General features: G+C 71.3%; 13 protein-coding genes. 6 read left to right on the top strand and 7 right to left on the bottom strand.

Annotated features, from left to right (window positions below; genetic code table 11):
• Position 1: 1 nt before the first annotated feature.
• Positions 2–601, top strand: coding sequence for a TetR/AcrR family transcriptional regulator (locus tag AB0K67_RS11880; RefSeq protein ID WP_364056933.1), 600 nt, complete (start codon positions 2–4; stop codon positions 599–601).
• On the opposite strand, the gene AB0K67_RS11875 is transcribed toward AB0K67_RS11880, so the two are convergent.
• Positions 579–1,292 carry a TetR/AcrR family transcriptional regulator gene (locus AB0K67_RS11875; RefSeq protein WP_364056930.1) on the bottom strand — a complete coding sequence of 238 codons (714 nt, stop codon included), beginning with the start codon at positions 1,290–1,292 and terminating at the stop codon, positions 579–581. The genes AB0K67_RS11880 and AB0K67_RS11875 overlap by 23 nt on opposite strands.
• Before the next feature lie 115 nt (positions 1,293–1,407).
• Between AB0K67_RS11875 and AB0K67_RS11870 the strand changes: the two genes are divergently transcribed.
• The 3 genes from AB0K67_RS11870 to AB0K67_RS11860 are packed head-to-tail and all read left to right on the top strand — an operon-like array spanning position 1,408 to position 3,559.
• Positions 1,408–1,761 (top strand): YrdB family protein, encoded by a 354-nt coding sequence (locus AB0K67_RS11870; protein WP_364056927.1) that lies wholly within the window; start codon positions 1,408–1,410, stop codon positions 1,759–1,761.
• A 2-nt stretch (positions 1,762–1,763) separates the two neighbouring features.
• The gene (locus AB0K67_RS11865; protein ID WP_364056924.1) at positions 1,764–2,675 is read left to right on the top strand and encodes an NAD-dependent epimerase/dehydratase family protein; all 912 of its coding nucleotides are present in this window, start codon (positions 1,764–1,766) and stop codon (positions 2,673–2,675) included.
• Entirely contained in the window at positions 2,672–3,559 is an 888-nt protein-coding gene (locus AB0K67_RS11860) for a Gfo/Idh/MocA family oxidoreductase (RefSeq protein WP_364056921.1), read from the top strand. Before AB0K67_RS11865 ends, AB0K67_RS11860 begins: the two co-directional genes overlap by 4 nt.
• Before the next feature lie 68 nt (positions 3,560–3,627).
• Here the strand turns inward: AB0K67_RS11860 and AB0K67_RS11855 are convergent, their stop codons facing one another.
• The 4 genes from AB0K67_RS11855 to AB0K67_RS11840 are packed head-to-tail and all read right to left on the bottom strand — an operon-like array spanning position 3,628 to position 8,024.
• Positions 3,628–4,467 (bottom strand): hypothetical protein, encoded by an 840-nt coding sequence (locus tag AB0K67_RS11855; protein WP_364056918.1) that lies wholly within the window; start codon positions 4,465–4,467, stop codon positions 3,628–3,630.
• 57 nt (positions 4,468–4,524) lie between these two features.
• Complete coding sequence (locus AB0K67_RS11850) at positions 4,525–5,529, bottom strand: acetamidase/formamidase family protein (RefSeq protein WP_364056915.1); 1,005 nt, start codon at positions 5,527–5,529, stop codon at positions 4,525–4,527.
• Positions 5,526–6,893 carry an APC family permease gene (locus AB0K67_RS11845; RefSeq protein WP_364056912.1) on the bottom strand — a complete coding sequence of 456 codons (1,368 nt, stop codon included), beginning with the start codon at positions 6,891–6,893 and terminating at the stop codon, positions 5,526–5,528. The genes AB0K67_RS11850 and AB0K67_RS11845 overlap by 4 nt, the downstream gene beginning before the upstream one ends.
• Before the next feature lie 54 nt (positions 6,894–6,947).
• Positions 6,948–8,024, bottom strand: coding sequence for a substrate-binding domain-containing protein (locus AB0K67_RS11840; protein WP_364056909.1), 1,077 nt, complete (start codon positions 8,022–8,024; stop codon positions 6,948–6,950).
• Positions 8,025–8,072: 48 nt separating this feature from the next.
• Here AB0K67_RS11840 and AB0K67_RS11835 point away from each other — a divergent pair, with 48 nt between their 5' ends.
• Positions 8,073–8,519, top strand: a complete 447-nt coding sequence (locus AB0K67_RS11835) for a MarR family transcriptional regulator (RefSeq protein ID WP_364056906.1) — start codon at positions 8,073–8,075, stop codon at positions 8,517–8,519.
• 13 nt (positions 8,520–8,532) lie between these two features.
• Here the strand turns inward: AB0K67_RS11835 and AB0K67_RS11830 are convergent, their stop codons facing one another.
• Both AB0K67_RS11830 and AB0K67_RS11825 read right to left on the bottom strand, forming a co-directional pair.
• On the bottom strand, positions 8,533–8,736 hold the full coding sequence (locus AB0K67_RS11830; protein ID WP_364056903.1) for a hypothetical protein: 204 nt from the start codon (positions 8,734–8,736) through the stop codon (positions 8,533–8,535).
• 202 nt (positions 8,737–8,938) lie between these two features.
• Positions 8,939–10,216 carry a Glu/Leu/Phe/Val dehydrogenase gene (locus AB0K67_RS11825; protein WP_364056900.1) on the bottom strand — a complete coding sequence of 426 codons (1,278 nt, stop codon included), beginning with the start codon at positions 10,214–10,216 and terminating at the stop codon, positions 8,939–8,941.
• Between the two features lie 215 nt (positions 10,217–10,431).
• On the opposite strand from AB0K67_RS11825, the gene AB0K67_RS11820 reads away from it, so the two are divergent.
• Positions 10,432–11,982 carry an alkaline phosphatase D family protein gene (locus tag AB0K67_RS11820; protein ID WP_364056897.1) on the top strand — a complete coding sequence of 517 codons (1,551 nt, stop codon included), beginning with the start codon at positions 10,432–10,434 and terminating at the stop codon, positions 11,980–11,982.
• Positions 11,983–12,004 lie beyond the last annotated feature (22 nt).

Raw genomic sequence — 12,004 nt, 5'->3', positions numbered from 1 at the left:
CATGGTGACCGACCACCGCAAGCAGCCGAGACGCCGGGGCGAGGCGCTGTGCGCCGCGATCTTGCAGGCCACGCTCGACGAGCTGGCCGAGGTCGGTTACGCGGGGCTGACCATGGAGGGCGTCGCCGAGCGGGCGCGGGCCAGCAAGGCCTCGCTCTACCGGCGCTGGCCCAGCCGCATCGAGCTGGTGATGGAGGCGGTCTACCGTTCGCTGCCCGCGCCGGGCTCCGTGCCCGACACCGGCAACCTGCGCGACGACCTGGTGGCCCTGCTCAGCATCACCGCCGAGGCCCTGCGCGGCCCGGCGGGCGAGGCGATGCGCGGGCTGCTCGGCGAGGCGCTGCGCGGCGAGTCGCCGCTGGGCGCGATGCGGCGCAACACGCAGGGGCGAGCCAGGCGGCTGATGGAGGAGGTCGTGCAGCGGGCCGTCGAGCGCGGCGAGGTGGACCCGGCCGACGTCACCCCGCGCCGCCTGGACGCGGGCCAGGCCCTGCTGCGCCACCACTTCCTCTTCGATGGCCTGCCGTTCCCCGACGACCTGGTGGTGCAGATCGTGGACGAGGTGCTCGTCCCGCTGCTCAAGCCGTCGAAGCGGAGCTGACCGCGGCGAGCCCCAGGGTGCTCGCCGCCAGGCGCATCGCGTGGTCGAAGGCCGCCTCGCGGTTGTCGATGGTGTTGTTGAACTGGCCGAACACCTCGAAGCTGACCCAGCCGTACAACGTGCTCCACGACGTGACCGAGCGCCAGACCATCTCGTCGGGCACCTCGGGCATCACCTCGCGGACCGCGGCGGCGTCCGCGGACAGCTCCGGCGGCGGCTCGGAGGAGGGCGGCCGCAGCGCGCCGTCCCGCCAGGCGTCGGAGACGATGCGCCCCAGCACGGTGACGTCGCGCACGCGGGCCTCGACCGTGGCGCGCGGTGCCTGGTAACCGGGTACGGGGGAGCCGTAGATGAGCGCGTACTCGTGCGGATGGGCCAGGGCCCAGCCGCGTACGGCGTGGCAGGCGGCCAGCCAGCGGCCGAGGTGGTCGTCGCGGGCGACGGCCGCCTCGCCCTGCTCGACGGCCTCGCCGAGCGCGTTGTAGCCGTCGATGATCAGCGCGGTCAGTAGGTCGTCACGGCTCGGGAAGTAGCGGTAGATGGCCGATGAGACCATGCCCATCTCGCGCGCGACGGCCCGCAGTGACAGGCCTCCGGCGCCCTCGGTGGCGAGCTGGCGCCGCGCGATGTCGGTGATCTCCCTGATGAGCTCGGCCCTGACGCGTTCTCTTGCGGTGCGGCTGGCTGTCATGCGAGCAGGCTACCAGAGCAGTGATCTCGAGACGAGAGCACTGCTCTTGACGAACGGCGCTCTCGTGAGAGAGCATTGCTCTCGCCAGCGAACGCCGCTCCGGAAGGTGACCCCGATGCACGTCCTCGCCAAGAACGCCAACGCGCTCCTGATGTTCCTGCTGGAGCTCGGCGTCCTGGCCTCCGTCGCCTACTGGGGCTTCACCCTCGGCTCGAACTGGGGCGTCAAGCTGCTGGCCGGGATCGCCGGCCCGGCGCTGTTCATCGCCGCGTGGGCGCTGTTCGGCGCGGGCGGCGGCGCGAACGCCGCGTTCCCGCTGACCGGCCTGGCCCGTGCCGCGCTGGAGATCATCTGGTTCGGCGGCGGTGCCCTGGCGCTCTACGCCGCGGGGCTGCGCACCCAGGCGTTCGTGTTCCTCGCGCTTTTCATCGTCAACGCGGTTCTCCGCCTGCTGTGGAACGAGGTCTGATCATGGGCAAGCATGTCGTCGTGGGCTCCGGCCAGGTCGGCGGCCACCTGGCCGCCAAGCTGCTGGCACGCGGCCACGAGGTCGTCGTGGTGTCGCGCTCGGGGCGCGGCCCCGAAGGGGCGGTCAAGGTGGCCGCCGACGTGAGCGACGCGTCCCGGCTGACCGAGATCACCAAGGGGGCCGACGTCCTCTACAACTGCGTCAACCCGCGCTACGACCGCTGGCTGATCGACTGGCCGCCGATGGCCGCCGCGTTCCTGGCCGCCGCCGAGGCCACCGGAGCGGTGTACGTGATGCTCGGCAACCTCTACCCGTACGGCCCGGTCACCGGACCGATGACCGAGGACCTGCCGCTCGCCTCTGCCAACGAGAAGTTCCGGGTGCGGACCACGATGTGGCAGGACGCGCTGGCCGCGCACGAGGCCGGCCGCATCAGGGCCACCGAGGTCCGCGCGTCCGACTACTTCGGCCCCGGCGCCACCGACCAGTCCTACCTGGGCGACCGGTTCCTCGGCCCGCTGCGGGCGGGCAGGACGATCCCGCTGCTGTGGCCGGCCGACGTGCCGCACACCTGGAGCTACCTGCCGGACGTCGCCGAGGCGCTGATCATCGCCGGCGGCGACGAGCGCGCCTGGGGCCGCCCCTGGCACGTGCCGAGCCCCGAGCCGATGACCTTCAGGGAGATCGGCGAGCGCATGGCCGCGCTGCTGGGCCGCCCGGCGCCGCGCATGCGGCAGATCCCGTGGCCGGTGACCAGGGCTCTCGGGGCGTTCTCGTACATGCTGGGCGAGCTGCGGCACGTCCGCTACCAGTTCACCGAGCCGTTCGTCATGGACTCCTCGGCCTTCCAGCGGACGTTCGGCGTCGCGCCTACCCCGGTCGACCAGGCGCTCAAGGCTACGCTCGAGGCGTGAAGATTGCGATGATCGGCCTGGGCGACATCGCGGAGAAGGCCTATCTTCCCGTGCTCGCCGCTCAGCCAGCCCTCGACCTGCACCTGTGCACCCGCAACCAGGCCCGGCTCGACCGGCTCGGCGACGCCTACCGCATCGGCGCCCGCTTCACCAGCGTGGACGAGGTGATCAAAGCGGGGGTGGAGGCGGCGTTCGTGCACGCGGCCACCGAGGCGCATCCGGAGATCGTGGAGCCGCTGCTCGCCGCCGGGATCCACGTCTACGTGGACAAGCCCATCGCCTACACTCTGGCCGACTCGGAGCGCCTCGTCGAGCTGGCCAGGGACACCGGCAGGTCGCTGATGGTGGGCTTCAACCGCCGCTACGCCCCCGGCTACGCCGAGCTGATCGCGCACCCCCGCCGGCTGATCCTCATGGAGAAGAACCGGCGCAACCTGCCCGACACGCCGCGCAGGGCGGTCTTCGACGACTTCATCCACGTGGCCGACACGCTGAGGTTCCTGGTGCCCGGCCCGGTCACCGACACCACGATCAGGACCCGCGTCCACGGCGGGCTCATCGAGCACATCGTCCTCGAGCTGTCGGGCGACGGCTTCACCGCCATCGGCATCATGAACAGGATGAGCGGCGCCGGTGAGGAGAGCTGCGAGGTCATGGGCGACGGCACCAAGCGGCGGGTGGTCAATCTCGGCGACGTCATCGACTACGAGGGCGGCGAGCGGCTCGTGCGGCGGCCCGACTGGGTGCCGGTGGCCAGGCAGCGCGGGATCGAGCAGATCTGCCTGGAGTTCCTGGACGCCGTGCGCGAGGGGCGGCGCATCGACGCGGGCGACGCGCTGGCCACCCACGCGCTCTGCGAGGAGATCGTGCTCCAGGCCGGCTGACCGGGCGGCGCGATCGGCCCGCGAAGACGGGCCGCCGCATCAGGCTGCGGGGTCAGGCCATCGGGGGGTCAGGCCATCGGGCGTCGGGTCGCCGCCCGGCGGCGCATCACCCGGTCGGCCTTGGCGTACATGCGCCCGAACACCTTCTCGCTCAGCCGGGTCAGCACCGTGTAGCCCTCGGCGTCGCGCAGCGGGCTCGACGAGGACACCACGCCCGCGACCGCGCCGCCGTACAGGGCGGGGCCGCCGCTGCCGCCCGCGCTGGCGTGGCAGTTGTGCGTCACCATCAGCCCGGGGCCCTTGCTGACGGCCTCGACGGTGTCGCCCACGCACCGGTACAGCGTCGTGCCCGGATAGCCCTTGCCCGCCGGGTAGCCGAGGAGTTCGAGCCCGCGCAGCTCGGTGCCGCGCGCGGTGGGCATCGTCTTCAGCCCGCGCCCGGTGACCGACTCGAGCGGGTGCTTGCCGTGCGCGACGCCCACCAGCCCCACGTCGTACGGCAGCAGATCCGGCGAGTACGGCCGGTCGCGCCACCGGGCCGGCACCCACGCGCGCACGACCGGCCACACGCCCAGCTTCGGCCGCCCCCGGTCGAAGCCCGGCAGGAACGCGAGGTGCTCAAGCGGCCGCCCGTTGCGGTAGATGCAGTGCGCCGCCGTCAGCACGAGGCTGCGGCTGCGCGAGCCGATCACCGTGCCTCCGCACAGGACGTCGGTCTTGGCGACGGGGTCGCGGCCGAGCAGCACTCCCGTCAGCCGCCGCGCCCCCGTGTAGGGGCGCGGGACCGGCGCGTAGCCCAGGCGGTCGCCGTCGGGGGTGAGGATGCGGGAAGCGGGAACGTCGCGTAGGAACACCTCGGTGACGGCGGCTGGATCGAGCAGGACCAGGGACAGCACCAACCTGAGCACCCTCACACCTTATGGGGAAGATGATCAGTGCCCTGACCTGCGACATCAATGTTTACCCTAACTTGTGTACGCGGAGGCGAGCGCGCGCAGCCGGGCGTGCGCGTCCTCGTAGACGGCGATCTTGCCGAGATGCGCCTTGGGCAGCTTGGCGACCATCGTGTAGTTGGTGTCGCACACGTTGCCGACCGGCGCCTGCCCGGCCTGGCTGACGAGCTGGTACGCATCCAGCGTGTCGAGCCCGGTCAGCTCGGAGGTCCAGGTGACGAGGTCGTGCTGGCTGATGCGGTAGGCGTCCTCCAGCGGCCGGGCCGAGCCGGTGGACATCAGGTGCCCGTCGTCCTCCAGGCGGGGCCACGGCGTGGCGACGCCCTTGATCAGCTCGACCGCGACCACGGTGTTCATGGCCGACTCGATGGCGGTCCCGCACACCTCGCCGTGCCCCTGCAGGCCGTGGCCGTCGCCGATGGCGAACAGCCCGCCCTCGACGTTGACGCCGAGGTAGACGGTGACGCCCGCGCGCAGCTCGGGGGTGTCCATGTTGCCGCCGTGCGCGTCGGGGGTGATCGACATGCGGGTCTCGTTCGCGGCCGGGGCGACGCCGACCGTGCCGTGCATGGGGTCGAGCGGCAGGTCCACGGTGAAGTCGCTGTTGCGGGCGTGGTAGACGGCCACGTTCCGCTCCAGGTCGATGTCGTAGCGCCAGACCCGCTCCTCCAGCGGCGGATGCAGCATGGCCGTGGTGTGGGTGGCGGTCAGCGCGCCGAAGTGCGGGAACGTGGTGGAGACCGCCCAGTCCCTGGCCGGGGTGATGGAGACGAAGTGCAGCGCCAGGGTGTCGCCCGGCTCGGCGCCCTCGACGTGGAAGGGGCCGGTCACCGGGTTGAGGTAGGGGAACTCGCACACCTGGGACGGCAGGTCGTCCACGGTCTGCACCCGGCCGCCGAAGCAGTCCTCGGTGTAGAGCTCCAGGATCGTGCCCGGCCGTACCTTGGCGACGGGCGGCCGTCCGCCGAAGGTGTAGCTCAGCTCCTCGGGCTTGGGACGGAAGGAGACGACGTTCACTTGACCTCCGTGGGAAGTTCGGGCCGGCGCCCCATCGCGTAGGAGACGCCGATGACGAGCAGGCCGATCGCGAGCCAGACGCCGCCGACCCACTGCGCCGCGACGTTCTGGTTGATGACGACGGCCACCAGGACCGTGAAGCCGATCGCGGGCGCGACGAGGTGCGCCCAGATGTTCCGGCTGCGCTGTTTGATCATGTAGTGGACGACCACGGCGACGTGGAGCAGCAGGAACGCGCTCATCGCACCGAAGTTGACCAGGGAGGCGAGCTCCCCGATGCCATTGTCGCGCGTGCTCATGAAGACGCCGAGCGTGATCGACACGGCGGCCACCGCGAACGTCGCGTTGACCGGCACCTTGTGCTTGGGATGCACCTTCGCGAGGAACGACGGGAGCTGCCGGTCGCGGGCCATCGCGAACAGCAGCCGTGAGGTGGCGGTCTGCGCGACCAGCGAGTCGGCGAAGCCCCAGGCGATGGCGGTGGCGACGGCGGTGAGCACGCCCAGCCACTGCCCGCCGGCGAAGGCGGCCGTGTCGTAGAAGGCGTTGCCGGTGAGGTCGCCTTCGGCGATGAGCTGGGCCCGGTTCGGGGTGAGCAGCGCGGCGACCCACGTCTGCACCACGAACAGCACCGCCGCCACCGCGAGCGCGGCCACCATGGAGCGGCCGAGCCTGCGGGCGTCCTCGCGGTTCTCCTCGGCCAGCGTCGAGATGGCGTCGAAGCCGAGGAACGACAGCACCGCCACCGACGCCGCCGCGAACACCACGCTCCACGTGAAGGACGAGGGGTCGAAGAGCGGGGTGAGCGCGCCCGCCTGGCCCTTGCCCTGGGCCAGCGCGACGCCGCCGACCACCAGGAAGATCGCCAGCACGGCCAGCTCGCCGATCAGCATGATCCGGGTGATCCTGGCCGTCATCTGGATGCCCAGGTAGTTGACGACGGTGTTGAACGCCACGAACGCCACGATCCACACCCAGACGGGCACGGCCGGGACGAACGAGTTCATCGCCGTGCCGGCCACCAGGTAGAGCAGCGAGGGCACCAGCACGTAGTCCAGCAGGATCGCCCAGCCGGCGAAGAAGCCCACGGGGGCCGCGATGCCGCGTCCCGCGTAGGTGTAGACCGAGCCGGCCATCGGAAAGGCCCTGGCCATCTGCGCGTACGACAGCGCGGTGAACGCCATGGCCACGACGCCGATGATGTACGCGAGCGCCACCATGCCGTGCGAGATGGAGAAGACCTCGCCGAAGATGCCGAAGGGGGCGATCGGCACCATGAAGATCAGGCCGTAGATCATCAGATCGGCGAAGCTCAGGGACCGCTGGAGTTCCTGGCGGTAGCCGAACTGCTCGATTGTGCTCATGGACGGCTCCTGACTGCTGTAGGGGGCGATCGGCCACCTTAGAGCCAAAGCTTTCTAGTGAAAAGATTTCTCTAGAAAAAAATCAAGGCCGTCGGCTCTGCCCAGGTGAACGGGGTGACGTACCTGGCCGTCGAGGAGTGTCAGCGTGCCGCGCGCACTGGTGATGGTGGTGCCGTCGGCCACCGCGTCCAGCGCGGGCACCGCGAGCGAGCCCGCCCGCGCGCACAGCGCCGCCAGCATCGCCACCGCCTCGTAGCAGCCGTGGCCGTGCGCGTTGAGCAGCGGCGCGTCCGGGCCGAACCGGGCGGTGTAGCGCTCGGCGAAGCCCTGCCCCGCCTCGGTCGGCAGGCTGCGGAAGTAGCCCATCGACGAGTACAGGCCGCCGGTGACGTCGCCGCCGATGCCCAGCAGGCCGTGCTCCTCCAGTGCCCCGCACAGCCGCACCGCGCTCAGCCCCGCCGTCGCGTACGCCCGGTTGAACGCCACCAGGTCGCTGCCGATCAGCGTCAGCAGGATCGCGTCCGGCCTGGCGTCGGCCACCCGTTCGAGCCGGTCCACCGCCTGGCCGTACGGGACCAGGCTCTCGCCCACCACCGTGGCGCCCGCCGCGTGCAGCCGCTCGCGCGCGGCGGCGTGCACCAGGCGCGGCCAGATGTAGTCGTTGCCCAGCAGGTACCAGCGGCGCGCCCGATCGGCGGTCAGCCGCTCGATGCCGGGCGCGAGCTGCCTGTCGGGGGTCTCGCCCAGGAAGTAGACGCCGGGGGCGCGGCCGCCGCCCTCGTACGGAGGCGCGTACACGAACGGCACCCGCCCCGCGATGGCCGCCACCACCGCCACCCGCACGTCGCTGGCGTGCGCCCCGGCCACCGCCGCCACCGTGCCCGATCGCACCAGCCCGGCCACCTCGCCGGCCACCTGTGGCGCGGGCCGCCCGCCGTCGATGAGCACCAGCTCGACCGGCCGTCCGAGCATGCCGCCGCGGTCGTTGATCTCCTCGGCGGCCAGCACCGCGCAGTTGATCGCGCAGGGCCCCATCAGGCCGAGCACTCCGGAGACCGGTACGACCAACGCGATCCTGATCGCGTCGGAGGGGAGGAGCCGCGCTTCGAGAGGATCGACCGTCGCCGCCACGCCGACGAGTATCCTCCCTTCAAACCGCACGATGAAAGGACCAGTTCGATGACCACCCACGGGCTCGGGTCCTCACTCGCCTACTTGCTGAGCCGTGCGGAGCGCGTCGTCAATCGTGGGCTGGCCGCGGCGCTGGCCGTCGAGGGCGTCACCGTCGAGCAGTGGCGCATCATGCGGGCGCTGGCCGACGGGCGGGGCGAGTCGATGGGCGAGCTGGCCGAGGCGGTGCTGATGCCGCATCCCACGCTCACCAAGGCGGTCGACAGGCTCATCGACCGCGCGCTCGTCTATCGCGGGCCGGCCAAGGGCGACCGGCGGCGGGTGGCGGTCTTCGTCTCGGGGCGCGGGGCCGAGCTGCTGGCCCGTATCGACGGCGCGGTGGCCGAGCAGCAGGCACTGGTCGCGGCGGCGTTCGGTGCGGAGCGCACCGCGCGGCTCATGCGCGACCTGGAGAGCCTGGCCGACACGCTCGGCCACGCCGAGCTGAGCGCTTGAGAACGCTCCAGCGCTAGCCCCGGTCGCGCTCCTTGGTGGCGGCGGTCACCACGATCGCGATCAGTCCGGCCGCCGCGACGCCCAGGTAGCCGGGCAGCGGTAGGTCGATCAGGTGGTGCAGGAAACCCCAGTCGCTGTCGAACCACATCCGCCCGGCGAAGCCGCCGAGCCCCTGGATGATGGCGATCACACCGACGATGTTGACGAGTTCTCTCATGCATCGAAGGTTCGCAACAGCAGGCCCGCCCCGGCATCGAACCTTGGGCGGGCCTGCTGCTACTAAAGTCGCGGCCGCGCGGATGGGCGCGGGCTCGCTGGTGGTCGCGGCCTCACGGACGGTCGCGGCCTCGCTGGTGGTCGCGGGCTCGCGGGAAGCCGCGGGCTCGCGGATGGTCGCGGCCTCATGAGAGGCCGCCGGGTCACGGGTAGAGCCCGCGCATCCGGTGCGCCTCGGCGACCCGGCCCACGCCGATGACGTGCGCCGCCTGGCGGAGCGTCAGGCCGCGCGCGGCGGCCAGCGCCTTCACCTCGTCGAAGGCGCTCAACATCAGCTCGCGCAGCTTGAGCTCGATGTCTCCGGAGCTCCATGAGCACGCCTGGAGGTTCTGCACCCACTCCAGGTACGAGACGATCACCCCGCCCGCGTTGGCCAGGATGTCAGGGACGACCGTGGTGCCGTTCGCGGCCAGGATCTCGTCGGCCTCCGGCGTGGTCGGGCCGTTGGCGCCCTCCACGATGAGGCGGGCGCGGATCCTGGGCGCGTTGGCCTCGGTGATGACGCCTTCGAGCGCGGCCGGGACCAGCACGTCCACGTCCAGCTCGAACAGGTCCTCGTGGGCCATCGCGTCGGCCTGGGCGAACCCGTGCACGCCGCCGCTCTCGGCGGCGTGGGCGCGCAGCGCGGCGATGTCGAGGCCGCGCGCGTCGTGCACGGCGCCGGTGATGTCGGAGACCGCCACCACCTTGCATCCCGCGTCGGACAGGTACTGCGCGGCGAGCGCGCCCACCTTGCCGAAGCCCTGCACGGCCACCGTCACGCCTTCGGGCGAGCGGCCGAGCGCGGCCAGTGTCGCGATCTGCACGCCGCGCGAGGTCGCGCCGCCGCGGCCGAGCGAGCCGCCCAGCGTCATCGGCTTGCCGGTGACCACCCCTGGCACCGAGTAGCCGGCGTTGACGCTGTAGGTGTCCATGATCCAGGCCATGGTCTGCTCGTCGGTGCCGACGTCGGGCGCGGGGATGTCCTTCTCCGGGCCGATCAGCGGCAGGATCTCGTTGACGTAGCGGCGGGTGAGGCGTTCGAGCTCGCGGGTGGTGAACTGGCTCGGGTCCACGGCCACGCCGCCTTTGGCGCCGCCGTACGGGATGCCGACCAGAGCGCACTTCCACGTCATCCACATGGCGAGCGCGGTGACCTCGTGGATGTCGGTGGCGGGATGAAAACGGATGCCCCCCTTGGCGGGCCCGCGCGAGATGTTGTGCTGGACCCGGAAGCCCTGGACGACGTCCAGGCTGCCGTCCTCGCGCCGCACGGGGACCGAGACGGTCAGCGAGCGGCGGGGCGTGGCCAGCATCGTGCGGAGCCCGTCGTCCAGGCCGAGGTGCGCGGCGGCCCGGTCGAGCTGGTGGAGGGCGGAGTCAAGGGCTTGACGGCCCGGGGTGATCAGGGCCGGCGTCGTTGACGGCACCATGATGCTCATGGAAGAAATTCCTCCTGTTATGTACGCCCTTTTTCCGGAAAAGGCGCCATTGCCAATCCCATTTGGGCGTTGTTGTCACGATCATCCTAGGGCGGGGGGTTTAGCCTTGCCTAGTTGTTGGTAGAAGTTCTCGCCGGCGATCGTGTGCTGCGGGTCGTGCCACTCTGGCAGGCTTACAGGCGAGAGTGTGCCGAAACGTCGAATCGGGGGGTCACATGCCCGCACTCGTGGTGGGGCCGATGCTGCGTTATGTCGACTCCGACAGCGCCTCGATCTGGGTGGAGACCGCCGAACCCTGCACGGTCGCCGTTGAAGCGGACGGCAGGACTTACCGGTCGCCTACCTTCACCGTGCACGGTCACCACTACGCGATCGTGGATCTCGTTGAGTTGTCCCAGGATATCGCGTCGTACACGGTCAGCTGCGACGGGGAGCAGGTATGGCCGATGGCGGGTCGCCCGCCCAGCCGCATCCGGCTGCTGCCCCGCGACGGCGTGCGGCGCCTGGCGTTCGGATCCTGCCGCACCAGCGTCCCCCACGACGACTTCCACGTGCGCACCCACGGTGACGACGTGCTGCGCGCCTACGGCGAGCACCTCGCCCGCACCGACCCCGACGAATGGCCCGACCTGCTGCTGCTCCTCGGCGACCAGGTCTACGCCGACAGCCCCTCGCCCGACATGCTGGCCTTCATCCGCTCCCGCAGGGACACCGAGCCGCAGGGGGAGGTCGCCGACTTCGAGGAGTACGCCGAGCTCTACCGCCAGGCGTGGACCGAGACCGAGATCCGCTGGCTGCTGTCCACCGTGCCGACGGCGATGATCTTCGACGACCACGACCTGCGCGACGACTGGAACACCTCACAGCCCTGGCGCGAGCAGATGGCCAAGACACCCTGGTGGCACCGCCGCGTGGTGTCGGGCCTCAGCGCCTACTGGATCTACCAGCACCTCGGCAACCTCTCGCCGGCCGAGCGCGCCGAGGACCCGGTGCTGGCCAAGCTGATGGCCGGCGACGGCGGCGCGGCGCTCGACGCGTTCGCCGAGAAGGCCGACGCCGAGCCGAGCGGCAACCGCTGGAGCTACGCCCGCGACCTCGGCACCGCCCGGCTCGTCATGGTCGACACCCGGTGCGCCAGGCAGCTCACCCCCGGAGACCGGCGCATGGTCGACCCGACGGAGTGGGAGTGGGTCGAGGAGCAGATACGCAGGCCCGGCGCCGAGCGGCTCATCATCGGCTCGTCGATCCCGTTCCTGCTGCCCGAAGGCGTCCACGGCGTGCAGAACTGGAACGAGGCGCTGTGCGACGGCAAGTGGGGCCCGCTGGTGCGCCGCTGGTCCGAGGCGTTCCGCCAGGCCGTCGACCTGGAGCACTGGGCGGCCTTCCGGCGCTCGTTCGAGGACATGGCCAGGCTGCTCGTGGAGATCGGCAAGCCGGTCTACATCCTGTCGGGCGACGTCCACTACTCCTATCTCGCCCAGGCCGACAAGGGGCAGATCTTCCAGCTCGTCTGCTCGCCCATCCGCAACCCGCTCAGCCGGCTGCTGCGCTGGGCCAACGTCTTCACCCAGTTCTCCATCGCGACCCTGGTCGGCAACCTGATGGCGCGCCTGGCCGGCGTGCCGCGCCCGCCGTTCCGCTGGCGCATCACCAAGGGCCCCTGGTTCCAGAACGCCCTGGCCACCCTCGAGCTGCCGCGCACGGTCACCTGGTACGGCTCGACCGGCGAGGTCGTCGCGCCGATCGACTCCGTCGAGCTCCGCTGAGGGACCCGAGGCGCCCCTGAAC

The sequence above is a fragment of the Nonomuraea sp. NPDC052634 genome, assembly GCF_040678535.1.
GTDB lineage: Bacteria > Actinomycetota > Actinomycetes > Streptosporangiales > Streptosporangiaceae > Nonomuraea > Nonomuraea fastidiosa.
This window is presented reverse-complemented; position numbering and strand designations above follow the sequence as displayed.

What these genes read in the sequence shown, in the direction of transcription:
- AB0K67_RS11820 (WP_364056897.1), top strand. Translation starts at nt 10,432, where the DNA reads ATGCCCGCACTCGTGGTGGGGCCGATGCTGCGTTATGTCGACTCCGAC.
- AB0K67_RS11845 (WP_364056912.1), bottom strand. Translation starts at nt 6,893, where the DNA reads ATGAGCACAATCGAGCAGTTCGGCTACCGCCAGGAACTCCAGCGGTCC.
- AB0K67_RS11875 (WP_364056930.1), bottom strand. Translation starts at nt 1,292, where the DNA reads ATGACAGCCAGCCGCACCGCAAGAGAACGCGTCAGGGCCGAGCTCATC.
- AB0K67_RS11880 (WP_364056933.1), top strand. Translation starts at nt 2, where the DNA reads ATGGTGACCGACCACCGCAAGCAGCCGAGACGCCGGGGCGAGGCGCTG.
- AB0K67_RS11825 (WP_364056900.1), bottom strand. Translation starts at nt 10,216, where the DNA reads ATGAGCATCATGGTGCCGTCAACGACGCCGGCCCTGATCACCCCGGGC.
- AB0K67_RS11830 (WP_364056903.1), bottom strand. Translation starts at nt 8,736, where the DNA reads ATGAGAGAACTCGTCAACATCGTCGGTGTGATCGCCATCATCCAGGGG.
- AB0K67_RS11870 (WP_364056927.1), top strand. Translation starts at nt 1,408, where the DNA reads ATGCACGTCCTCGCCAAGAACGCCAACGCGCTCCTGATGTTCCTGCTG.
- AB0K67_RS11865 (WP_364056924.1), top strand. Translation starts at nt 1,764, where the DNA reads ATGGGCAAGCATGTCGTCGTGGGCTCCGGCCAGGTCGGCGGCCACCTG.
- AB0K67_RS11835 (WP_364056906.1), top strand. Translation starts at nt 8,073, where the DNA reads ATGACCACCCACGGGCTCGGGTCCTCACTCGCCTACTTGCTGAGCCGT.